Here is a 22,716-nt window from a genome sequence, read left to right as displayed (position 1 = left end):
AAATATGACTGGAAGTGAAAATATGAAACTCGGAAGTTTATTTGGAAGACCTAAAACATTAGCAAGTAGTAAAAAACAGGTACCGGTAAAAGAATCAAAACTAGCGGTTGAAATGGAAAAAAAGAAAAAGCCGGGACAATTCGATATTGTTTGGCCAAAAGTGGAACCGCAGCAAGTGAAAGATTATAAAGCGATTCTTACAGTCTCAGAGTTAAAGAAATACTTAGAACGTTGTATACAAACAGGTAAAGTAGGATTCGACTGGGAGACTGCAGCAAGTAAAGAAATTAGAGTGCATTATAAAAAGGCGTTTGAAGATATAGAAGAAGCACGTACTACAGGGATTATCGATGATAAAGAAGCGGAAAGCCGAAGTGAGAGCTTAGAAAAAGCGTATTTAAAAACACCATTGGATCCGTGGAAAGGTGAAATTTGTACAGTATCGCTGTCAGCGGCGGTACACGAGTCAAGAGTTGTTCCAATCTCACATAAAGTTGGCCAAGTATTTGAACCAAGTATGGATAGAGATGAAGCTAGGAAATTGGTCCTAGATTTGCTTGATGAATACCTATTTAAAAATGAAAAGGTATTAAAGATTGCGGTCAATTTGTCTTTTGAAACGAAATATGCAGCGAAGTACGGTAAATACATTTTAGGAAAAGTAGCAGATCCATTGATTATGTGGGTACGGTGTTTACAAATCGCAGCACCTCAAAAGATTAATAACCCGAAAAAACCTACAAGCGGATGGGGGTTAAAGCCCGCTACGAAAGAGATTTTTGGTGTAACAATGAACGACTTTTCAGCCCTTTTAAAGAAATACAAGGTGGATTTCTTTGATGAAATTGATGCCAGTAAAGGTGAAGGACTACTTTACTCAGCTGAAGATGCGGATTACGCACTGCAGCATTATGAATATTGGTCTCAAATCGCTTCGCAAATTCCGCAATATGAGGAATGGCTCCACAAGATTGAAATGCCGTTCACACGTGTTATCGGTCTTATGGAGTATTGGGGAATGAATTGGGATCCAAACCTTGCAACGCAAAAGAAACAAGAGGCTGAAATTATGCAGGAACAAGCTGCTGAACGTATTAAACAAGTCGCGAAAGAAACGTTCAATGTTGATATAAATACCGGTAAATCAGGTAAAACGAACGAAGTGAAAAGCTTAATGTTTGATTACTTAAAAATACCGGTGGCTAAGTACGGAAAAACAGGTGCGAGTCTTGATCAAGAGGCACTTATCGATATGGCATTTATGCTTGAGAATAAGCTAAACGATATCGATGAGGAAAAGTACCTCAGTATTCCATTGCCTGAAAATTGGGAAATTATCGATCCTGACAAGGACCCTACCTTAGATAAGTTAGAGCGTGGAGCAATTCGTATCGCAAAACGCGAACCACATCCTTATAAGGAACAAGCGTTAGAGGTTATCGATCAGCTGAAGAAAATCCAAAAATACACGACATTACTTTCTTCGCACATCGTAGGACGTGAAAAGTACTTGAACTTTATGAGTGGACGGATCCATGCCGGGTATAGTCCATTTACAGAAACAGGACGCTTAAATAGCTTTAATCCGAACGGACAAAACGTACCGAGACCAGATAATGATGAGTTTAAGATTAGAAACTTCTTTGTACCTAAACCAGGAAAGATATTATTCTTCATTGACTTCTCAGGGTTCGAGCTTCGCTTAATGGCATGGAAATCAGGTGACGAGGTCATGACGGAGCTATTTAATACAGGCGGGGATATGCACCGTAGAACAGCGTCTGTAATGACTGGAAAACCTGAAGATGAAATTGTAAAGAAAGAACGTACGGATGCAAAGGCAGGAAACTTCGGAATCTCTTATGGCGGTACGGAACACGCTTTACAGTTCACATTTAAAACAAAGTACATGATTCGTAAAACATTAGATGAATGTGCGCAGATTGTAAATGCTGTTAAAACAGCGTACAAACGCATACCAGAGTATCAGCGCAAGATTGTTTTAGAAGCACGGGAGCAAGGTTATGTGCAAACGATTTATGGATATATGAGATTGCTACCGGGCATTAACAGCGCGAATAGAAGAGATCGTGGCTCAGCTGAAAGACAAGCAGCGAATACGCCAGTGCAAGGTAGTGCCGCTGACATTATGAAGAAAGTACAAAATGAAATTTATGAATCTATTGGTAAACAAGAAGGGGTACTTGCTCATGGTAGTGCCGATATGATTGCACAAATTCACGATGAAATTATTTTTGAAATAGATGATGATCCGGAGATTGTAGTGGCAGCAGAAAAACAAATTAAACAAGTTATGGAGCAACCTCCAGTACCAGGATTTCCAGTTCCGATTGAAGCAGAAGGAAGTGTAGGGTATCGATGGGGCGAGAAAATGAGTGTTGAGTCCTGGCTTAAACAAAGGGAGGAATAGCATGTGGGAAGAGGAGAGGGACCGCGTAAATCGTTATTTACAAAGCGTCATGCAACAGCATTACCACGTGTAAAACCAGCAAGAATTGTGGGAAGTATTGCCGGAGAACCATACAACATGGTTTGGGTAGTAAGTTCATTAAGAAAAGATAAAAAGACTGGTGTGTTAGACCCAGTACCACAAGATCCATACGCAGAATTGTTATTTAGCAGTTGCTTTAAAAAATGGAGGGAAGACGATGAACGCCTTGAACCGTCAACAACGCCGGGCGAGTGAACGTGAGAGAAAGAGAACAAGGGAGCGGCAAAGTTTTCACAGGGGTGAAGTGCAGCAAGTATCCCTTTTATCGTATAAAGATGGTCGAACATTAGCTTTACGTGCAGTAAAAGAGGTCTTAGGTTTGGGGCCAGTACGTTTAGAGCGTGTACAGAAGCGATTGGAAGAACTAGAAAACGAGAATTTTAATGAACTATTTTTAGAGCATTTAAGAAAATAAGAAGCTGTAGGAAGGATGTGCGATTGTGGGTGGTAGACAGCAAGGGAAGGGGTACGAAAATCGGAAAAGTGATCGGAAACTAGAAAAATTAAAACGTGAAATGGTTAGGCAAAAAAGGAAAGTAGCAAAAGGTGAGCCACGAAAGGCGGTAGTGTACTTGGACAATTCGGAGCAACAATTAAAAGATGTGATGCAAGAGAATCGTGATTTGCAGTTAGAAGTTGACTTATACAAATCACAAGTGAAAGTGAAAGATAATTACGCAAAGCGTGTATTGAAAGAAAATAATGAATTACGTGAGAAGAATAAAGGTTTACGAAAGAAATTCCTTGCATTAGTAGTTTCCTATATGATTGCAGCGACAATCGTAAGTTTAGTAGTACTAGGATGAGTATCTTGTATGCTGTGAAATTTGTTGTGGGTAACAAAGCATATGTAGATTTAGTCACCGCAGATAACAAAATACAAGCGATGAAAATTATAAGAGAAGAACGACCGAGCTGTTATATCGATTGGGTAAAGGAGGAGTTATAGTGCGTCAATTAAACAATAATAAGGTTTTTAAAGATGATAATGAGTTCTGGAAAGAAGTGTACTACTACATGGAAGAGCACAATTGTTATAAGGATGAGGCTGTAAAAGCAGTAGAAGAGCAATTCAATAATAAAAAACAGAAAAGAATAGAAATTATTGAAGCTGTAAAAGAAAAGTTGATTTGTGCAGGGATACCTGAAAAGGATTCTTTAAAATTCGCAGAAACTGCACCTTTTGTTAATTCCTTAACTGGTGCCAGTGTAGAAAGAATGGTGAGAAGTTTCATAGATTTGTTTAAAAAAGGGGAGCGTGCAAAACAATGAACATCATTCATTTATTCCATCTTCAAAAAGAACTTGATAACAAGATTGTGGAAAAACGTGGTTTACAAAACGTGCCCTTGTTTCAAGAAAAGAAATTATCATTTCGTGACGAGTTAAGTGAGTTACTTCATGTGTGGCGCGGTCATAAGTTTTGGAGTGAAAATAACAAGCCGATTACAAAAGGTGTACGTAACAAGGGTCAAATGATGGAAGAAGATAAGGAGTACTACAATCCGTTATTAGACGAGTTTGTTGATGCACTTCACTTTGCTTTATCGATTGGATTAGAACGTGAATGGAATAAATATATCGATGCCTTTGTAGTACGTAATAGCAAAGGGAATACAAAAACAGAAATTATCGATGTGTTTAACGATTTATATGAGAACAAATTATGGACTGCAGCACACTATATGACCTTGATGAATGACTTGGCGTACTTAGGTGCAGCGCTTGGATTTTCGGCTATTGAAATTTACAACGCATATATCGAAAAAAATAAAATCAATCATGATCGTCAGGCATCCGGTTACTAAAAGGAGGCGGAACGGTGGGGAAAGTTATTCTTTGGACAAAAGAAGAAATAGCGTATCTGGAGGATTCATGGGGGACGTACAGCATTAAAAGTATTGCGAAGAAGTTAGATCGAACTGTAAATGCCATAAAACTAAAAGCAAATCGTATAGGGTTAAGTGATCCACGGTTACATTTCAATGGGCTTACAGTGCTCCAATTAGCAGATGTATTACAAGTAAGTTATAAAACAATTGAATCGTGGTATAAAAGGTTCGCATTTCCTATAAGGCTAAAGTTGTTTGTAAAAACACAAAAAGTAAAAGTTGTTTACTATAAGGATTTCTGGGACTGGTTAAAACGACATAAGCAGGTAGTTGATTTTTCAAAGGTTGAATATGGGATTTTAGGACCTGAGCCAGAATGGATGAAAGAGAAACGTGATGCGGATGCGTATAGAAGGAAAAAAGAAAGGGAGCCTTGGACCAAACAAGATGAATTATTACTAAAAAGTATGGTCAAAGCGAATTGTTATACGTATTTGTATATCGCGAAACGTCTCCAGCGAACAGAAAGTGCAATAAAGAAAAAACTGGAGGAGCTTGGGATCTTCGAGAGACCTGTAGAAAGCCAAGCATCTTATACAGAAAATGAAATACAAATTAGTTTAGACCTATTTGAAAAAGGTTACACGGTAGATGCAATTGCAGAAGGGTTTGGGAAAAGTGCATTAACACTTGTTGGTTACTTAGAAAGTAAGGGGTATCGATTTAAAGCGAAAATGGTGATAAAGCCTGAGAATCCTGTGTTTTAGATTTTAAATAAAAAAGGCTAGGATTTCTCCTAGCAAAAGAGTTATGTCGTACAGAAAGGTAATTGTGTGCAAACCAAGTGTTTGCAAATTCATTATATAACGTTTCTGGGGTGGACAGGCCAAGTCGTAGCAATCTTTACGTAAATTTTACATGGTATTGAAGATTTTGATGAAAATCAAATTTGAATTTTATAAGAAATGGGGGAATCTAGTGGGAAAGAAAATTCAGAAACACTGTCTATCAATATTAATTGCAATAGGTGTTATATTAGCAGGTTTTTCGGCTTATACAGGAGATTGGATTAGTTTCATAAGTTTTATAACAACAACTATTTTCATTTCAGTAAGCATGAGAGCTTCTATATATGAAAATATCACAAAGAATATGGCAGCAATACTTATTGTAGTATCAGTCATCAAAATAATAGAAATCGCTTATTACTTTTGGATTCATGATTATAAATCAGTTACATGGAATTTAGGGTTAATAGGCTTCTGTATTTACGATATGGAACAGTACTTTATTGAAGAAGAAAACTAAACAAAAGCGTTATTTTGTAAAAAATACAGTATAGCGAGGTAGGGTAAATGGAAGAAAAGATTGATTTAATCAAAGAAAAACTCTCTAATGGAAAATCTCGTTTTGAGAATGGTAAGACCGTGGTAGAGGTTGGTTTATCTGATTTAAATGAATTACTAAGCCTAGCTTATGACATAAATAATTATCGTTTAAATGCATTGTGGAATTTAGAGCAAACATCAAAGGCATGTAAAGAGTATGAAATGCGTAACGAAAAATACGAAGAGTCGTTAAAGCTGATAAAAGGAGTAACAAATGGAGTGGATAATGCCATTGTCAAAGATGTGAATCGAATAGCAAAAGAATCATTATTATAACCAAAAATGTTATTTGGATAGAAAGGGGAGGACAGGAATGGAGCTAAATAAAGTTTATCCGGGACATTGTTTAGACGTACTAAAAACTTTTCCGGATAATTTTGTGAGTACCGTGGTCACGAGTCCTCCATATTGGGGATTACGTGATTACGGGGTAGATGGCCAGATTGGATTAGAGGCAACGGTAGAAGAGTATGTATCGAATCTTGTATCTGTATTTAGAGAGGTAAAGCGTGTATTAAAGGATGACGGGACACTTTGGTTAAATCTTGGTGATGTATACGCTGGAAGTGGACGTGGAAGAAATGCAGATGGGAAAGGAAATCCAGGTAACAATCATTTTCAAAGTGTTGGTCAAGTTACTGGAATTGTTTCAATCACAAAATCAGTAGATGGATTAAAACCAAAAGATCTGATTGGTTTACCTTGGCGGGTAGCTTTCGCATTACAGCAAGATGGTTGGTATTTAAGACAAGATATCGTTTGGAACAAGCCAAACGCAATGCCAGAGAGTGTAAGGGATAGACCTACCAAGTCACATGAATATATTTTCTTGTTAAGTAAGTCACCTAAATACTATTACGATCACGAAAGTATTAAAGAGCCAGCGGTTTACGGCCAACAAGATGTTAGAGGTTCGGAAGGTGCATTTGGTCCACCGCAAAGAGCAAAAAGGACAAGCAAAGAAAAAGGTTCTTTTAACGGAAAATATGGTCATGAAGCATTTAGAGCAATTCGAGATAAAAGAAATAAAAGATCGGTATGGACAGTAGCAACAAAACCATTAAAAGAAGCACACTTTGCTACATTTCCGGAAGCATTAATTGAACCGTGTATATTAGCTGGGGCGCCAGCTGAAGGAATTGTTATGGATCCATTCTTCGGTTCAGGAACAGTTGGTCGTGTCGCTGCAAAGCATAATAGAAATTTTATTGGTATTGAATTGAATCCTGGTTATATAGAGATATCTGATAGATTACTAAGCAATGTTCAGTTGGAATTAATAAATCATTTTTAAACAAAATAGTTATTTGAATTAAAAAGAGCACCATTAGAGAGTGTGGTGCTCTTAGACCAAGAACTATAACGTAGATTAAAGAAAGAATGCTGTATACCAAAGAGACAGTAATGTAAGCCATCCAATTGTCAGCGCTATGTATTTTAAAATTTTCATGATTACTCCTTTTAGGTATAGAGTGCACCAAGCTAGAGGATGTTATTAATTTTTAAACAAAATTCTTATTTTGGAGGGGAACGGAATGGAAATTAAAAGTTTTTTCGAGGATTATGATGGGGAAATTGTCCTTAGTGATGTAAGAAATTTCAAAGATGCAGATGACTTTGTTAAACAGGCTGAAATATATGTAGCAGAAACTAGAGGTTTTCGGATTCCGATACTTCAACCTACTGTAACGGATATTCTCGTGGGTGAAGAAGAATGGAAACCAGACGATGATCCTGATTTTGAAGGTAAGAAAATTACAGTTTATTGCTCTGTAATCGATCAGGGAAATAGTGAAGAAACTCAAGGAGAACCTGATAAGTGGTGTGAAAATAGGATTGAAGCCTATAAACGTTATGTAGACCAAGATATGAAAGATATTGACGATTATGAAAGAGATATAGAATATCACCAGAATAAAATCAAAAGAATACAGAGAAATATTGAATCTAAGACATATCAACAGACCATAAAGTTATCTCAATTATTTGAGCAAGGTTGGATATTGAACAATGGCGTGTGGGAAGAGAAGTAAACTGGTTAATTTGAAATTTAATAAAATCTTTATTTGATAGGAGGAGACAAAATGGGCTGGGAAAAAGTAATTGAGCAAAAGGAAATGACAACAATCGAAAAACTACACCTGATATGTGACGCTAGTTTAGTACAAGGGAAGTGCATAGTAGTTGAAGCGAACAGTTTCGCTTGGATGATTCGGACTATTAAGGAACTTAGTAAGGAGGAAAACAAGTGATTTATGAAGTTATAGATTATTGTTCTAAGTGTGAAGAAAAATTAGAAAACTGTGAGTGCGAATGCAGGAAGTGTGATGAGTGGTTGCACGATTGTAAATGTGAAGAAACCAAATAAAATCGTTATTTAATTTCAAATCGAATAATATATGTAAAAATCCTAAGTGCAAAACTCCAAGAGCACTTAGGAAAACATTACTTCTAGCAAATTGTACATTACATCATATGCTTGTTTGATTAAAAGGTGAAAAGTTTCTAACAAAAACGCTATTTTGTACTGAGTAAATGTTGATGTTTATTAAAATGATAAAGCAGCTAGCTCAATGAACTAACTGCTTTATCGTCCAACAAGAACAATACCCACAATACATTGTAACTTAAGGTTACAACTATAGTATGAGTAGAAGTGAAAATGTTATGCGAGAAAGTGAAATAAAAACTTCATTTTATACAATAAAACAGCTAGCGTGATTAGCTAGCTGTCCTGGTAAGAAAAGAAAACGGTGCTTATTAAATGTTGCTTTTGTAATTGCGAGTTACAGCTATAGTATGAACAGAGTTGAAAATGTTATGCAAAAATAAACTAATAAAAATTTCATTTTGTATGTATTTGAAATACGAATAGAGCACTTAATAAAGTGCTCTCGTGACGAGATTATCCGTTTGTGAAAACTAGCTTATTTTATATAGAAAGGAACACAAAATATTATATGCGTGTACAGTCTATTGTGTGCATTTTTAAAAATAAAGAGCAGCTAGCAAAAGCTAACTGCTTCATGCAAAAAAGAGCGGAGAAGTACTGGACAGTTAAATGAGTTTTGGCTTATCGCCTATCAACAGTATGCGTTTTAATATCAAGAAATATGCAGACGTTTCACAATAAAAAAGAACGCTCTTGAACAGCGTTCTTTCCCGGAGTGAATAGTCAAATAAGCTAATAAAGAAAGGTGTATCAAAAATACTCTATATAAATTATTCATCTTCACATAAAAGGTGGTTAGTTTAAAAGGACAGCTAGCGAAAACTAACTGTCCAGCCCTTAAAGAAAGGGAGGAATTAATGGGTATATAAAAATTCCTCCATCCATAGTATTGACGGAATATCGAATTTTATTCAGGGGGAGAGACACATGAGCCTAAAGAAAAAGCTTGGAAACATTATTTGGCACATAGAAAATAATCGCAAAATTATAGGTGATACAAAGGTGCTAGATCAAGTGCTTGAGAGTTTGAAAGGGATAGAAAGCGAATTGCCAAAAGATATGAAAGAGGCTGGTAACTTCATTTCTACAGGTTTTATGAACGGTATTAGTGCACAGGCAAGTGTCCCAGTAACTGTACACGAATCACTTAGACGTACAAGATACGGAACATATAACGGCCACAACCAATGGGATTTAGCGAAGGACTTTTTCCGAATGTCAAACGATGCATTCTTTAAAATTTATGGTTTTAATTTCGTTCCAAAAGGTCGATTGTTTGATGATGCAAAAAGCTTTGTGGCGAATCAAGAAAGCGTATTTAGAGGGGGCGCAAGATGAATAAAACAGAAGCAAATAAACATTTCCCACTATGGAAAGTCGAATTAGGTGAGTATGTGTATGGAAGAGACTCAGGTGCTCCTTGGTCAGATCCGGAGAATGACATTCGAAAAAGCGGAACCGTAAAGTATTATTCAAAAGCAGATGTTGATAGTGAATGGAAGCTGGAGTATTCAGAGGGAATAGGGAAATTTGATTATGCTTTACACAAAACAGCAATCACATTAGCCGAATTACAAATACATTATGGAATGGAACCAAAAGAAAATACGTCGATGTTTGAGTATAAAGATAAGATGTTTGTTTTTGAGCATTGGTGCGATGATCAAAAATGTGTATGCGGTACGGCTATTGATGAGTTTTATAACGATTATGAAGAGGATAATACTGTAAAAGCAGACATTATAAAATCTACAGTGTTCTTCTACGATAAAGATTGTCTAGTTATGAAGAACGGAAAGTTCTACCTTAATGGCAAAATGGTAGGCACGAAAGAAGAAATAAAGGAAAAACACGGTATTGAGTATTACCAAGCAGAGATGATGTATCCAGAGGATATAAGGAAGAAATTCTGCGAGTTATTTCCTGAAGCTACCTCGTATTACTCTTGGTCAGCCACGGGATATTTGAATAGGTTAGATAGAAATTAAAAGAGCAGTTAACATAATTAACTGCTCAATCAGAGAGAAATACAGTCATAGATGAAAATCTTGTTGTACAAATAGTGTCTCCATATTTTTATGTTTTATTCGAAAGAGGAGGGGCAAAGTCATGAAACCCGTAAAAGCGAAATGTGAAGCATGTGAGCACGTGTTTCGTGTCCAGATGCTCACAGCGCGACTACCTAACCGTGTGGACAAGCACTACTTCATTTGTCCAAGCTGTAAAAGAGAGTTTATAAGTTATTATTCGAACCGTGAAATGAGACAGCTGCAGAAAGAAATTTCGAAATTATACAAAGGTTTCCGTAAATGTTATACGAAGGAACAGGCAAAGGTGATCCAAGCAAAAATCGATAAAAAAGATTTAGAGTTTAAGTGGCTACGTGATAAATTGCGGACAGATGTTGAAACGAATTTACCAAATTAAAGGGGGATAAAGTTATATGACTATACCTAAACAATTAATGATTGGTAGCGTTCCGTATGATGTGGAAGTCGTAAAAGGATGGCTTGAAGAAAGAGAAAACGGAGAAGTAAGAATTGCAGAAGTAACGTATCACGAACAACAAATCAAGATTTCGGACAATGTAGCGAAGCATGAAGGGCAAATGAAAAACGTACTTCATGAGGCGATTCACGCAATGCTTTATGAATACGGATTTGATCGTTTAAATAAAGAAGCAAATGTAAATGCATTAACTACAGTCTTTTTCGACTTTATTAAGAACAATATTCGTGGTGGTATCTCCAGTTTTGTAGGGTATCAGTATTTATTACTTAAACGTCCAGAAAAAACAAATGTAGAATTTTATGACTCTGATGCGGAGCCTGCGAATCTAAGACTAAAAAAAGAAACAGATGAATTTTCATTTATCAATACCGCGGCAGAACTTGTGAAAGTGGGTGTATCGGCATTAGGCGCTGCAGTGGCAAAAGAGGAAGTTCATAAGGCTGTGGATCTAGGTGTTACGCATGAACAGACTCAGGAATCAGTTATTAAAATGACCACGGATAAGCAAACTCGTAAACTACCAATCGTAGAAGTGAATCGTAGCTCGTTTCCTATGGAAGAGATAGCAAAGATCACGAAAAAAGAAGAAACGGATCCTATTCATTGGAAAACAGGTATTAAGTATGATGATGAGGGTACACCGAGATATCGTACACGTTACGAATGCTGCATGTGCGGAAATCGTGGGAATCAATACGAGTACAAGGAGAACAAATTCACGAAATGTCATAAATGTAATGCGAAACTCAAGATAGTACACGCAACGAAAAATGGATTCCCTGAACGCGATGCATTCGGTAATTTTTACGTAGCTAATGATGAATACAGCATTATTTTGGATGGTGAGTAAAGATGAAGAATATACCTACAAAAAACATAAGTGAAGAACTGGAGACACGTGAGGGTGTCACAACAGTGCAAGTAAGCCCCCATGAAAAAATTGAAGTAGCTGGTATTACGGTTGAGGGTCCGGCTGTAATCCTCATCAATAAAGACTAGGGGGTATTAGACGGAACTTATATACGAATATCCGATTTGGACAACATGGTTCATCTGTGTAATATTCTTTGGTTTAGCTAGCGTTATAGAAACGATTAAGAAGTAAGGAAAAGGAGATGGAAGATATGAGAGCGGTAATTAAGACGGTTGACGGTTCTGTACACACTGTAGAGGAAGCAGATTTTATTTTTGAAGGATACAAAAAGCTAGAAGGGGAGTTATTTGCGGAAGGAAATGCGATAGATACTTACGATGATAACGGCCGTATTACGGGAATTGTGAATATGCAACATGTTTCTGCGATCAAGTTCGAATATGAGAAAGATAAGGGAGCTGAAGAGAAATGAAATCAACAGGTATCATTCGTAACATTGATCCATTAGGACGTATTGTGGTTCCAATGGAATTACGCCGTACATTAGGTATCCAGGTAAAGGATCCGATGGAGATTTTCGTAGATGGTGAATCTATTATTCTACAAAAATATAACCCTAATAACTCTTGCCAAATTACAGGAGAGGTTTCAGAAGAAAATATTGAACTAGCTGGCGGTAAACTCGTGCTAAGTCCTGAAGGGGTTGATCAGGTATTAGCGGAACTCGAAGCACGTTTGAAGGGGCGATAAAATGAGCGAACCTAATAAGCAATATACAAATATCGAACTGGAAATGATTTTGGATAACTTTGTAAAGGCGTTACCTATGCAAATGCGCATGCAGCGTGAAATGTCTAAAGTATATAAAGCACGTTTTGACGCACTTGTTTCAGAAGGTTTTACGGAACAACAAGCACTGGAAATCGTAAAATCACGTGGTATAGAGTGAAAGGCTCCGAAGCGATCTTACGAGCGATGCACCAGGTAGGAGGAGAAATTCCAGCTACGCAGTTTGATACGTGGCTGGGACAACTCTCTCGGTTAGGACTACTGGAGCAAGTCACGAAAGATGATAATCATGTTTATTACTACCGGCTTACGGATAACGCAAGACAGTTTTTAGCGAAGAAGGGTGTGACGTGAGGATGGAAAAAGAGACGAAAATTAAGGCGTTAAAAATTAACGGGGAGAAAGTTATGTGTGACAGCCCTGTATTACACGAACCGTCAGCAGCTACGTTTATACCGAAAAAAGGTATTTTCCAAAAAGAGAACCACACTTGGTACATCGATTTCCTCACATATGCTCGTAAAGATTTCTTTGATTTTCTAGAGGATCGTGTAGACGTCTTAATAGAAATCACAGAGGAAAACGGAAATACACGTCAAGGACATGCCTTATTTACAGGTATTGATTCTAATTCAGATGAACCACTCGAATATCGAATGAAAGGTATCACGGAATTAGAGCCTGTAAAGACAGAGATTCCAGAGGTACCTGAGTTCCATATGAAAGATCTTCACGGTAAACAAGTCACGCTTTACTACAGTTCTGATACTTCTACGACAGGTGATTATACAGTTGAGACACTTATCGCTTTAGAGAATGCAGGTAGTAATAAAGTGGGAATATATGTTCTTAGTAGTGAGGTAAAGGAGAGACACAAGTGAATTATATAGATCGTATCACGGAATTAGCCCCGCAATTACCGGCGGTCGTTTTAGAAGATGTGATGAACCGGATTAAGGATTGGATCGTAAGTGGCGGGAAAGAAGATGATCCGTATATTGAACAGCAACTGAGATTCTTGGAACGTGTGGCTGCAAGGAGTAAGGAACATGACGTCTGAAGAAATAAGGAATTTAGAAATCGATGGCGTAGAGGTTCCGTTTTATGACGGGTATGTGACGGTACAAGAAGGAGTTGTTACGGGTAAGCTCACCTGGAGTCTCCATGTTGTGAATTATGGGGTAAGTGAATTTGTGGCTACGAACCAGTTACGTGATGTGAATATCGAGACAGAGCAGGGCAATGTATATGCTGGAGAAGGATTGATTGCGAAAGTGACTGAGGAACGGTTTCTCTTAGCTGGAAAGTCGGTGCTACGTGGTTATGAGACAACAGCGGCGTGGCACGTGTTTCGAGATTCGGAGATTCACAGCTGATTACACGAAAATAAAAATATATAAAAGAAAAGTTTTTAGGAGGGGGTCTAATACACTACAGTACTCAAAAAAGAAAAAGACAATAAAAAAGAACCCCCCCTTAAAAAAATATACCTTATATATATAATATAAATATAAAACTAATAATTATATATTATATATATAGTAGTATTTATTAATAGTTATATAGTATGTAATACTATTAATGGTTTAAGGTGTTTGTTTTAGGGGTTTGATTTTCTGAGTCAGGAGGTTCGGAGATGACCAGAATTGATGGCTACGTTTCAAAGAAGACAATACGACTATGGCTGGAGAATTACGAATCGCTGGCTGTAGGTGATCGGTTCCCTGATGCACCGCCTAGCTTTACTGGACCTGGTGCACTGGATGGGAAAGGCGATGGACGGTTGAATAAGATTGTGCTGGATCAGGCGATTAAGCAATTACCGAAGAATATGCGGTATATCGTGTTAGCACGGTACGTGGTGAAGATTCCGAGGAAACGTACATTGCATAAGTTGAATATAAATGCTGATACGTATTACCAACGGTGTAGACAAGCTGTAGATTTGTTGCACATGAATATTAACGGTGATATGGCTGGCATGAGAAGTTTAATAAAAAAGTTGTACGGGGCTTGACAAAGTACCGTCACACTAGGTACTATTTATGATAGGATGGTGAAATTGTGTCCTACTCCAGTACTAAATAATACGCATAGCCATGAGGCCCGTAATTAGGGTATCATGGCTATTTTTATGTCCGTTGGATTGGGCCGACTGTGGTGTATATAGTAGGTAGAAACTAAGGTAACTACTGTAGTAGTTACCTAACTATCGGCAACACGAAAGGTGAAACCGATGGGTGTTTTTATCAGCCGAGCTCGCTGAGAGAGAAGGGTCTTTGAAACTCAGGGGGTCATAATCATTCATATCGGTTTCATAACTTAAAGGTTTTGACACTTTGTTATGGGTGTGATAGTATCAAGGTATCAAATGGTGTCATAACTTAGTGTCATTAGTTAGGGCCGAAATGGAGCTGATATGAATGAAGTACGGATATGCGAGGGTAAGTACGATTCACCAGGACTTAGAGGCACAGATTCAAACACTGGAGAAGGAAAGCTGTAGTATAATTTATTCAGAGAAGTTCACTGGTACAAAAGCTGATCGTCCTAAGTTTAAGGAAATACTTTCGATACTAGAGTCAGGTGACACACTGGTAGTTACAAAGCTGGATCGCTTTGCTCGTTCGACAGTCGATGCTATACAGACAGTAAGAGAACTGTTTGAAAAAGGTGTGAAGGTACATGTATTGAACATGGGACTGATAGAGGATACACCGACTGGGCGCTTAGTCTTCAATGTTATGAGCGCGTTTGCGGAGTTTGAACGTGACATGATTGTTGAGCGGACACAAGAAGGTAAAGCAATTGCTAAGCAGCGTGAAGACTTTAGGGAAGGTAGACCGAATAAGTACAGTAAGAAACAAATTGAACATGCGCTAGGCTTATTAGCTAATAATCATTCATATAAGCAAGTAGAAGAAATGACTGGAATCAGTAAAAGTACACTAATACGAGCAAAAAAGAAAAAAGAGTCGGAAAAATAATTTCGGCTTTTTCTTTTTGTTCGAGAACATATTCAGTCCCCCGGGGGAGGTCAAATCTGGTAAGGAGCTGGCAGGCGCTCGTAACGTTCCGCCAGAATTTTTAAACTCGGGGGGCTACACAAAATATACGAATTTCAAGGCAATCGATACTAAATCGGTTGCCTTTTTCTATTTCACGAAGAAAGGGGAGCGAAATGATGGCGAAGTTAGACGAGTTAAAACAGAAACTTACAGCTAAACAAATTCAAGCGGCGTACCTGCTTGTAGAAAACGAGTTGATGGAATCGAACAACGAGGAAAAAAGGACTCAGGACGAAATGGCCAACGAGCTAGGCATAAATCGGACAACGCTTTGGGAGTGGCGAACTAAGAACCAGGACTTCATCGCATTCAAGAGCGAAGTGGCCGATAGTTTTCTAGCAGAGAAGCGCGAGCAGGTGTACAGCAAGTTAATGCAGTTAATTTTAGGGCCACAACCGAGTGTGAAAGCTATGCAATTGTATATGCAGCGATTCGGTTTACTGACTGATAAGAAAGTAATCGAGGGTGATTTAGGAAATGCAACCCGTACAAATGCGGAAATCGAAGAACAGCTTCAGAAATTAAAAAAATTGACAGGCGAGTAAAAGGAGGACGGGCTACATGGCATATATAGACGGTAAATGGTTAGCCCGTCAAGAACGTCAGGAACGTATCAATCTTGTAGCAGAAAGAGCGAAGAAATTACAGGAGTTGTACGAGACTGGTGAGGCTACAGAATATTACATGGATACACTACTTGCTGACATCGATGAGTTAGAAAAGTTAAAAAGGGTGCACCGTGGAGAACATGACATGCTGTACTTCATGTATGAATATTTCTCTGAAGAAGGGAATCCCGGGAATCCAGATAACTTAATTCCTGCCGGAGTATCGATGGATGATGCTGCAGAGTTTCACCAAACGTTATGTGAGCTATTAGATGACATCACAACAGGTAGGGAGAAAAAGAAAAAAGTAGCATGGAGTGTAGGACGTGGTCATGCAAAAACTGCTTATCTGAGTAACGGTTATTTGTGTCATCAAGTCGTGTATCGATTAAAGCAGTATATTGTTTTGATTTCTGAAACATCTGATGTAGCTGGTGACTTTATATCTTGGGCACGTGATCAGTTAAAGTACAACGAAAAATTACGCGAGGATTTCGGAATCTTACTTCATGAGCAAAAGAGCCGAAATGAAGTAGATAACGACAAAGAGTTTGTGACTTTAACAAACACAAAAGTCGAAGCGAAAGGTATCGGGACACAGGTACGTGGTTTACGTCACGGTTCAAAAAGGGTTCAGCTCTACATTTTGGATGATTTGGAGAGTAAAGAAAATACCGCGACGGTTGACTTGATTGCCAAAAACAAACGCTGGTTCAAAGAAGAATTGCTTCCAGGTTTGAGTCGTCAAGAAGGTGCTTGTATTTATATGGGTACCATCGTTTGTTACGACAGTTTATTGCATCACGTGATTAAAAATCGTCGTGATTTCGTATCCAGATCATTCCCGGCAATTTTGAAATGGTCAGAGCGCGAAGACTTATGGCAAGAATGGCGTGAGATTCGTCAGGTAGATGATCCAGATTCAGCAGATCGTGCTCGACAATTTTATGAACAGAATAAAGAAGAAATGTTACGTGGTACAAAAACATTATGGCCATCTCATTTCCCATACATCGACCTGATGGAAATTAGGGAAGACGACGGTACCAAAGCGTTTAACCAGGAGTATTTATGTAACCCGACTGACGAGGAAAGACAGATATTTAAACCGAAATATTTCACGTACTGTACTGAAAAAGATTTGAAAGATAAAAACCTTTTATATTACGGTGCTGTCGATTTCGCAATGGGGAAAGAAAAAGGTGACTACAGCGTAGTAGTTACACTTGCGAAAAACGTGGAAACAGGCACGTGCTACATTATCGATATTTTTATGGAGCGTGTGCATCCAAATACGTTGTTAGAAAAGGCTGTAGAATACACGCTGGCATATCAATATGAATCAATAGCAGTAGAGGCACAACAAGCACAGGAGTGGTTTGCTGAGAAAGTTGGGGAAGCGTTGCAGAAGAAAGGGTATCCTTCATCGACGCGCTTAAAACAAATTAAGCAACGTACACGAAAAGCACTACGTATTGAGTCATTGTTACCTGATATACAGAGTGGTAAATTACGTTTTATGAAACATTTACGTGCTTTATTGGAGCAATTTGAAATGTATCCGATGCATCCGCATGATGATGGTCCGGATGCAGTTCAAATGGCTTTTTCTATTGCATATAAACGTGCAAGACGTAAAGCGGGAACTACAGGAAATTCAAGATATTGAGAAAGGAGGAGCTTGAATGAGAGTACAAGGTGATCGTAATTTTATGAATCCAGTGGAAATTGTAATGCCAGTTCGTACCGCACTCGGCGATTCTGAGTGGACACGTATTATGTCCGAGGTTCGCTTGTATGAGCGTTATGAAGGAGACTTAAACGTATGGTCTGATTATAAAAAACCAGATAATCTCGACTACGAACCTACGAAAATACAACTTGATTATCCTCAAAAAATCGTAAACATGATTGCAGCGTGGCAATTTGAAAAAGAACCGAAGGTCACAGTTCCTCCTGATGTGATAGACGATCCAGCTCTTATGATTCAATCAGGATATGAGCCTAGTGAAGAGCAACAACGCGAAAACAGTAGAGCGAAGGCGAAGGAACGGTTATTAACATGGGTTTGGGATGATAATCGAATGCATGAGAAGTTATTAGCAGCAGCGAAAGACCGTGCTATTTCCAAAACTGGTGTGTATGCCCGTCTTCACTACGATAAACGTCGTGGTGAATTTAAGGTTATTTGGCATCCATCGACGGAAGTTATTGCGAAGTATAGCGACTGGGATATAGATCAGCTGGAAGAAATTCATTTTATCGCATGGCTTGACGAGGAACAAACGAAAATGTGGAAGTTATCGTATTACTTAGTTTGGCGTAAAGAAACTGGTGAGTACGACTGTGAAATTGAAGAGGCGATATACAACGGTGACTTAGAAAAACAAGAGGATAGGGTTGAGCGCTCATCAATGGGTATTGATTTTATTCCTGTAGTACCAGTACCGACTGAAAAATTAAGTAAACGTACTACGGGTTATAGTGAACTTGAAAAAACAATAAAGTTGTCTGAGGAAATTGATAAAAAAATGTCTGATTACTCGGATGCATTACGTTTTGAAATGTTTGCTATTACCTTGCTGACGAACGTAGATGAGGATCCGAAGAATCCTCTACAAGTTGCACCAGGTGCGAAATGGGATTTAGGTGACGGTGCTGAAGATGCAGGTGAACCAAGCGCTAAAAAGCTGGAAAGTGGATTCCGATTTAAAGAAACCATTGAAGCGTATCTGGACCGATTGCAGAAACGCCTACATGAAAAAGCAGAGGTACCGATGGTGAACACTGCTGACATGAATACGGGCGGTATAAATGACATGGCGGTCCAGCTTTTATTTAGTAATATCATTTCAAAAACACAACGCTCATGGGTGATATGGCAGTCCCGTCTACAAACCTTAAATGAGTATATTTTACGTTATATGAAAGCAAGGCAGGATGATCCAAAGTTCAAATACGATAAAGAAATGTTAGCAAAAGTAGATAACTATTATGCTAGCAAGATTATTTTTGGTTTACCGTTACCGCAAGATCAAAAAGCACTTATCGAACAGTTAGGCGATGAAATTTCAAACGAAATCGAATCAATTAAAGGTGCGATTACGAGAAGTGGTAAAGAAAATGCGGAACAGAAATTCATGGAGATTATGCAAGAACGAATGTTGAAACGACAGTCTCAGGATCCGTATAACGAAAAGTAATACTTGCCTTACGAAATGGCGCTATAAACTTTCGGAAATTATAGCCGACAGGCTCAAAATGGAGGATTTGCAAATGGAATACGCAAAACAAGCTACAGCATTAAAATTTTTTGTAGAACAAGTACAAAAAACACCTAAGTTCCCACTTCGATTAGACCTACAGTTTTTCTCTGATGGTGGTAGTCCTGAGGATAATCCTGATAACAACCCTGGCGATCCTACTAATCTACCTAAATCACAAGAGGAATTAGATGAACTTGTAAAGAAACGCTTAGAACGTGAACGTAAAAAGTCAGCTGAAAAATACGGCGACTACGATGACGTTAAAGCAAAATTAGCAGAATACGAAAAAGCTGAAGAAGAGCGTAAAAAGCAAGAAATGACGGAAATCGAACGTTTGCAGGCTGAGAAAGAAGAAGCTGACAAAAAGGCACTAGAAGCTTCCGAAGCAGCACAAAAAGCGCAAGAAAAAGCAAATACACGTATTCTAAATACGGAAATTAAGAGTATGGCACGTGCTTTAGATGCGAATGATCCAGGTGACGTATTGGCGCTTTTAGATAAGTCGACTATTCAACTTGATGAGAATGGTAATTATCAAGGAGTTGAAGAGGCTGTTAATGCGCTAAAGGAAAGTAAACCTTGGATGTTCAAGAAAGTTGTGGGGGCAGATGCAGCTGGTGGCGCGAATCCAGGAACAAATCCGAGAGCGAATGAAATACTTGCTTTAGAAAAAGAGCTGGAAGAAGCGAAAACAAAAGCGTTAAAAGATTCAAAGTATGCGGGCGAGGTAACACGTATTTATAACAAGTTGTTAGAAGCAAAATCGAAGAAATAACGGATCGTTGATTAAAAGTCAGCGGTTTTTTAATTTAAAAAATTTGAGGGGGCTACAAATATGCCAGTACCAACTACGTACGAATTTCAACAACAAGTAAGACAAATGCAAGCGAATGTGGATTTAATTCTCACGAAAGCACCTGTTCTTTTCGGGTTAATTGGTGTAGGAGACGCTTTAACACAAACTAAATTTGAATGGCAGAACGACTATTTAAACTCTGATACAGGTATTGTGAAAACAGCCGCAGCTGTTGGGGATACGGACCTAGTTTTAGAAAAAGGCGAGGCTCGTAAATTCACTGAAAATGCTCTGGTACAAAACGGCTTAGAAGTGCTACGTGTAGTAAGTGTCGATGAAAACGCGGATAAAATCACTGTGCAACGTGGTTACGATAGTACGAAAGCGGAGGCAATTACAGCTGGTGGTGAATTAAAAGTCATTGCAAGACCGAGACCAGAAGGTGAAGATGCTTTCCGTAAGAATGAAATCAATGACCGTTTAGTGTCACATAACTTCTCACAAATCTTTTCAAGATACGCATCTGTTTCACGTACACAACAACAAGTGAACACATACGGCGTATCAAACGAATTAGATTATCAAGTAAACCTGCGTTTACAAGAGATGATTCGTGAAGCGAATACGTCTTTAATTTATGGCCGTAGAAATGGCGGTTCTCCGACACAACCGCGTACTACAGGTGGTTTATTTGCATTTACAGGTATTGAAGGTTCTCATAAGCAAGATTTTAAAGGGAACGAAATCGCGGCTAAACTACTGAATGACGCTGTAGAGCAAGTGTTTACGCGAGGCGGTTCAGCAAACACAATTTTATGTGGACCAAATATCGCGCGACAAATTACAAAGCTTGGTGGCGATACAATTCGTACTACACGCCAAGATACCGCAGCAGGTTACCAAATCTTATCGTTTGTATCGGATTTACCAGGTGGAGCGATTTCTAGTGTTGTAGTTGATTTAAATATGCCTAAAGATCGTGCGTTACTTCTTGATACAGAAAAAGTAAAGGCACGTTACTTAACTCCAATTTATGATCAAGATGCTACACCAAATGGTGCTGACTACTTCTCTCGTGTCATTCGTGGGGAATTTGGATTTGAAGTTAAGAATGCGAAAGAGTCTATCGCTGTTCTTGAAAATATCTCTAAAACAATGGCTTAAAAGGTAGCGTGTATGCTACCTTTTTTGTATTTTGAAAGGAGTTTTATGCATGTCTATTTCTGAAAATCAAGCACAACGTTTAAACAGATCGATGCCGATTGCGAAAGACACATCACTTGGCAATATTATTAAAGGTCTTGAAGAAAAAGTAGCTCTAATACCCAAAAAGGTTGATAAACAACCAGATAGTACAGCGACTGACGTAGCGGGTGTAGTAAAAGACTTAAACGCCCTTATTGCAAAGTTAAAAGCTGCAGGAGTTATGATGCCTTAACAAAATTACAGTGACGGAGGTGACACCGAATGAAGGTGTCGGAAAGACTGGAGAGTCGGTTAGCAAAAGTTCCAAAAGTAACTCCGGAGGACATCGGAAATTGGTTGTCTGAAGCCGAAACTGAGTCAGAGTTAACTGAAAAAGTAAATGCAAATGCTGTTTTTTATCTTGCGTTGTCATTTGCTTATGAATCAATTGCAGCAGACGCAGCGCGCTATTTTTCTTATACAGATGGTGAAGAATCGGTTGATAAATCGATGATCTTTGCGAATTATAAGAAGTTATCAGCGGACGCGCTTAAAAAATACAGGAAGTATCGACGTGGAAAAGGTACTCATCAAACATTTGCTAAGCGGGCAGATGGGAGATGATTACATGAGCGATTCTCAACAAGAGATGGATGCAGCGCTCGATACCATTTCCGAAGAATTTAAAGAGGAGCACGAAAAACAAGTTTCTGATACTGTAAAGGCCATTATCCTAATACGTTTGTTTTTAGTTGATTTATTGAATGACTATCAAAAGGATGGAATCGTGAAGCGTAGTAGGTTAAATGCGTTATTACGAGACCTTACTTTATACGAAAAAGAATTTCGTAAACAAGCAGAGCGGTCATTCCATACATTGATTGAAAACACATCGAAGTGGATCACATCAAAATTATCAGAGGCAGGTTTGGACGTGAAATCTATAACTGCGGTAAATAAGCAAATTATTCAAGGGGTTATAAAAAGACCTGGTGAAGATGGCTTAGTTTTGTCTGATCGTGTATGGAATTTATCTGGAGATATGAGAGATCGATTAAGTAGTGTCATTCGTCCATCTGTATTAAAGGGCGAGAGCATTACAATGATTTCTCAAAAGATAAAGGAAGTACACGACAATGAGAAATGGAAGGTTGAGCGTGTAGCAATTTCTGAGAGTACTAACACGTACCGAGCAGCTACTATACAGAATGGATTAGAAAGTGAAATTGTGACAGGTTATCAAATTATTGATAATGGCCATCGCCACAGATACCACTCAAAGCATATGTGTTACAAGCTAGCGAGACGTGATGCATACGGTTTAGGAGCTGGAAAGTATCCGAAAAATATTCCGGAAAGCCTTATGAATCAATTAATAAGCCCACATCCACAATGTTCGTCACGGCTGAACTACTTAATAAGCGGGGAGGTGTAG

General features: G+C 38.4%; 34 protein-coding genes. All 34 read left to right on the top strand.

What is annotated here, in order from left to right; genetic code table 11:
• The first annotated feature begins 4 nt into the window (after window positions 1–4).
• Window positions 5–2,431, top strand: coding sequence for a bifunctional 3'-5' exonuclease/DNA polymerase (locus tag CQ064_RS30640; protein ID WP_000147936.1), 2,427 nt, complete (start codon window positions 5–7; stop codon window positions 2,429–2,431).
• Window positions 2,432–2,434: 3 nt separating this feature from the next.
• On the top strand, window positions 2,435–2,707 hold the full coding sequence (locus CQ064_RS30635; RefSeq protein ID WP_000532406.1) for a hypothetical protein: 273 nt from the start codon (window positions 2,435–2,437) through the stop codon (window positions 2,705–2,707).
• On the top strand, window positions 2,670–2,927 hold the full coding sequence (locus CQ064_RS30630; protein ID WP_000993003.1) for a hypothetical protein: 258 nt from the start codon (window positions 2,670–2,672) through the stop codon (window positions 2,925–2,927). Before CQ064_RS30635 ends, CQ064_RS30630 begins: the two co-directional genes overlap by 38 nt.
• 25 nt (window positions 2,928–2,952) lie before the next feature.
• Window positions 2,953–3,318, top strand: a complete 366-nt coding sequence (locus CQ064_RS30625) for a hypothetical protein (protein ID WP_000509446.1) — start codon at window positions 2,953–2,955, stop codon at window positions 3,316–3,318.
• Window positions 3,319–3,460: 142 nt separating this feature from the next.
• The gene (locus CQ064_RS30620) at window positions 3,461–3,784 is read left to right on the top strand and encodes a hypothetical protein (protein WP_001249533.1); all 324 of its coding nucleotides are present in this window, start codon (window positions 3,461–3,463) and stop codon (window positions 3,782–3,784) included.
• On the top strand, window positions 3,781–4,320 hold the full coding sequence (locus CQ064_RS30615) for a dUTP diphosphatase (protein WP_001021290.1): 540 nt from the start codon (window positions 3,781–3,783) through the stop codon (window positions 4,318–4,320). The genes CQ064_RS30620 and CQ064_RS30615 overlap by 4 nt, the downstream gene beginning before the upstream one ends.
• 14 nt (window positions 4,321–4,334) lie before the next feature.
• Window positions 4,335–5,111, top strand: coding sequence for a hypothetical protein (locus CQ064_RS30610; protein ID WP_000521061.1), 777 nt, complete (start codon window positions 4,335–4,337; stop codon window positions 5,109–5,111).
• 169 nt (window positions 5,112–5,280) lie between these two features.
• Window positions 5,281–5,652 carry a hypothetical protein gene (locus CQ064_RS30605; protein ID WP_000693593.1) on the top strand — a complete coding sequence of 124 codons (372 nt, stop codon included), beginning with the start codon at window positions 5,281–5,283 and terminating at the stop codon, window positions 5,650–5,652.
• A 47-nt stretch (window positions 5,653–5,699) separates the two neighbouring features.
• Window positions 5,700–6,008, top strand: coding sequence for a hypothetical protein (locus CQ064_RS30600; protein WP_000391475.1), 309 nt, complete (start codon window positions 5,700–5,702; stop codon window positions 6,006–6,008).
• 37 nt (window positions 6,009–6,045) lie between these two features.
• Window positions 6,046–7,026 (top strand): DNA-methyltransferase, encoded by a 981-nt coding sequence (locus CQ064_RS30595; RefSeq protein ID WP_000422433.1) that lies wholly within the window; start codon window positions 6,046–6,048, stop codon window positions 7,024–7,026.
• 241 nt (window positions 7,027–7,267) lie between these two features.
• A complete protein-coding gene (locus CQ064_RS30585) occupies window positions 7,268–7,765 on the top strand; it encodes a hypothetical protein (protein WP_000404006.1) in 498 nt (165 codons plus the stop codon).
• Between the two features lie 51 nt (window positions 7,766–7,816).
• The gene (locus CQ064_RS33785; protein WP_000539655.1) at window positions 7,817–7,984 is read left to right on the top strand and encodes a hypothetical protein; all 168 of its coding nucleotides are present in this window, start codon (window positions 7,817–7,819) and stop codon (window positions 7,982–7,984) included.
• 1,127 nt (window positions 7,985–9,111) lie between these two features.
• On the top strand, window positions 9,112–9,522 hold the full coding sequence (locus CQ064_RS30580; protein ID WP_000053745.1) for a hypothetical protein: 411 nt from the start codon (window positions 9,112–9,114) through the stop codon (window positions 9,520–9,522).
• Window positions 9,519–10,172, top strand: a complete 654-nt coding sequence (locus CQ064_RS30575) for a hypothetical protein (protein WP_001043868.1) — start codon at window positions 9,519–9,521, stop codon at window positions 10,170–10,172. The genes CQ064_RS30580 and CQ064_RS30575 overlap by 4 nt, the downstream gene beginning before the upstream one ends.
• 121 nt (window positions 10,173–10,293) lie before the next feature.
• Window positions 10,294–10,611 carry a hypothetical protein gene (locus CQ064_RS30570; protein WP_000805617.1) on the top strand — a complete coding sequence of 106 codons (318 nt, stop codon included), beginning with the start codon at window positions 10,294–10,296 and terminating at the stop codon, window positions 10,609–10,611.
• Window positions 10,612–10,627: 16 nt separating this feature from the next.
• On the top strand, window positions 10,628–11,545 hold the full coding sequence (locus tag CQ064_RS30565; RefSeq protein WP_000154978.1) for a hypothetical protein: 918 nt from the start codon (window positions 10,628–10,630) through the stop codon (window positions 11,543–11,545).
• Between the two features lie 2 nt (window positions 11,546–11,547).
• On the top strand, window positions 11,548–11,694 hold the full coding sequence (locus CQ064_RS30560; protein ID WP_000790088.1) for a BC1881 family protein: 147 nt from the start codon (window positions 11,548–11,550) through the stop codon (window positions 11,692–11,694).
• Window positions 11,695–11,819: 125 nt separating this feature from the next.
• Entirely contained in the window at window positions 11,820–12,041 is a 222-nt protein-coding gene (locus CQ064_RS30555; protein ID WP_001202995.1) for a hypothetical protein, read from the top strand.
• On the top strand, window positions 12,038–12,319 hold the full coding sequence (locus tag CQ064_RS30550; protein ID WP_000843025.1) for an AbrB/MazE/SpoVT family DNA-binding domain-containing protein: 282 nt from the start codon (window positions 12,038–12,040) through the stop codon (window positions 12,317–12,319). The genes CQ064_RS30555 and CQ064_RS30550 overlap by 4 nt, the downstream gene beginning before the upstream one ends.
• 1 nt (window position 12,320) lies before the next feature.
• On the top strand, window positions 12,321–12,518 hold the full coding sequence (locus CQ064_RS30545) for a hypothetical protein (protein ID WP_001294615.1): 198 nt from the start codon (window positions 12,321–12,323) through the stop codon (window positions 12,516–12,518).
• A 26-nt stretch (window positions 12,519–12,544) separates the two neighbouring features.
• Complete coding sequence (locus CQ064_RS30540) at window positions 12,545–12,712, top strand: hypothetical protein (RefSeq protein ID WP_080546110.1); 168 nt, start codon at window positions 12,545–12,547, stop codon at window positions 12,710–12,712.
• Window positions 12,713–12,714: 2 nt separating this feature from the next.
• On the top strand, window positions 12,715–13,239 hold the full coding sequence (locus CQ064_RS30535) for a hypothetical protein (protein WP_000410292.1): 525 nt from the start codon (window positions 12,715–12,717) through the stop codon (window positions 13,237–13,239).
• Window positions 13,236–13,418: a DUF6877 family protein gene (locus CQ064_RS30530; RefSeq protein ID WP_001106358.1), complete on the top strand. Its 183-nt coding sequence runs from the start codon at window positions 13,236–13,238 to the stop codon at window positions 13,416–13,418. The genes CQ064_RS30535 and CQ064_RS30530 overlap by 4 nt, the downstream gene beginning before the upstream one ends.
• On the top strand, window positions 13,408–13,734 hold the full coding sequence (locus CQ064_RS34370) for a hypothetical protein (protein ID WP_000200015.1): 327 nt from the start codon (window positions 13,408–13,410) through the stop codon (window positions 13,732–13,734). Before CQ064_RS30530 ends, CQ064_RS34370 begins: the two co-directional genes overlap by 11 nt.
• A 407-nt stretch (window positions 13,735–14,141) precedes the next feature.
• Window positions 14,142–14,375 (top strand): hypothetical protein, encoded by a 234-nt coding sequence (locus CQ064_RS34475; RefSeq protein ID WP_223698036.1) that lies wholly within the window; start codon window positions 14,142–14,144, stop codon window positions 14,373–14,375.
• A 406-nt stretch (window positions 14,376–14,781) separates the two neighbouring features.
• Window positions 14,782–15,345, top strand: a complete 564-nt coding sequence (locus CQ064_RS30515; RefSeq protein ID WP_000873650.1) for a recombinase family protein — start codon at window positions 14,782–14,784, stop codon at window positions 15,343–15,345.
• Window positions 15,346–15,542: 197 nt separating this feature from the next.
• Window positions 15,543–15,971, top strand: a complete 429-nt coding sequence (locus tag CQ064_RS30510; RefSeq protein WP_001086032.1) for a phBC6A51 family helix-turn-helix protein — start codon at window positions 15,543–15,545, stop codon at window positions 15,969–15,971.
• Window positions 15,972–15,987: 16 nt separating this feature from the next.
• Window positions 15,988–17,703, top strand: a complete 1,716-nt coding sequence (terL, locus tag CQ064_RS30505) for a phage terminase large subunit (RefSeq protein WP_000323341.1) — start codon at window positions 15,988–15,990, stop codon at window positions 17,701–17,703.
• A 16-nt stretch (window positions 17,704–17,719) separates the two neighbouring features.
• On the top strand, window positions 17,720–19,237 hold the full coding sequence (locus tag CQ064_RS30500) for a phage portal protein (protein ID WP_001265883.1): 1,518 nt from the start codon (window positions 17,720–17,722) through the stop codon (window positions 19,235–19,237).
• Window positions 19,238–19,310: 73 nt separating this feature from the next.
• A complete protein-coding gene (locus CQ064_RS30495) occupies window positions 19,311–20,075 on the top strand; it encodes a phage scaffolding protein (RefSeq protein ID WP_000455455.1) in 765 nt (254 codons plus the stop codon).
• A 60-nt stretch (window positions 20,076–20,135) separates the two neighbouring features.
• Window positions 20,136–21,260 (top strand): SU10 major capsid protein, encoded by a 1,125-nt coding sequence (locus CQ064_RS30490; RefSeq protein WP_001145075.1) that lies wholly within the window; start codon window positions 20,136–20,138, stop codon window positions 21,258–21,260.
• A 49-nt stretch (window positions 21,261–21,309) separates the two neighbouring features.
• On the top strand, window positions 21,310–21,534 hold the full coding sequence (locus CQ064_RS30485; RefSeq protein WP_000027969.1) for a head fiber protein: 225 nt from the start codon (window positions 21,310–21,312) through the stop codon (window positions 21,532–21,534).
• A gap of 29 nt (window positions 21,535–21,563) precedes the next feature.
• Window positions 21,564–21,905 carry a hypothetical protein gene (locus tag CQ064_RS30480; RefSeq protein WP_000868477.1) on the top strand — a complete coding sequence of 114 codons (342 nt, stop codon included), beginning with the start codon at window positions 21,564–21,566 and terminating at the stop codon, window positions 21,903–21,905.
• A 4-nt stretch (window positions 21,906–21,909) separates the two neighbouring features.
• The gene (locus tag CQ064_RS30475; RefSeq protein ID WP_001285263.1) at window positions 21,910–22,716 is read left to right on the top strand and encodes a hypothetical protein; all 807 of its coding nucleotides are present in this window, start codon (window positions 21,910–21,912) and stop codon (window positions 22,714–22,716) included.

This window comes from Bacillus sp. MYb78 (assembly GCF_002975115.1).
In the GTDB taxonomy this organism is placed as follows: domain Bacteria; phylum Bacillota; class Bacilli; order Bacillales; family Bacillaceae_G; genus Bacillus_A; species Bacillus_A cereus.
The sequence above is the reverse complement of the archived record's forward strand: the minus strand, read 5'-3'. Positions and strand labels throughout refer to the sequence as shown.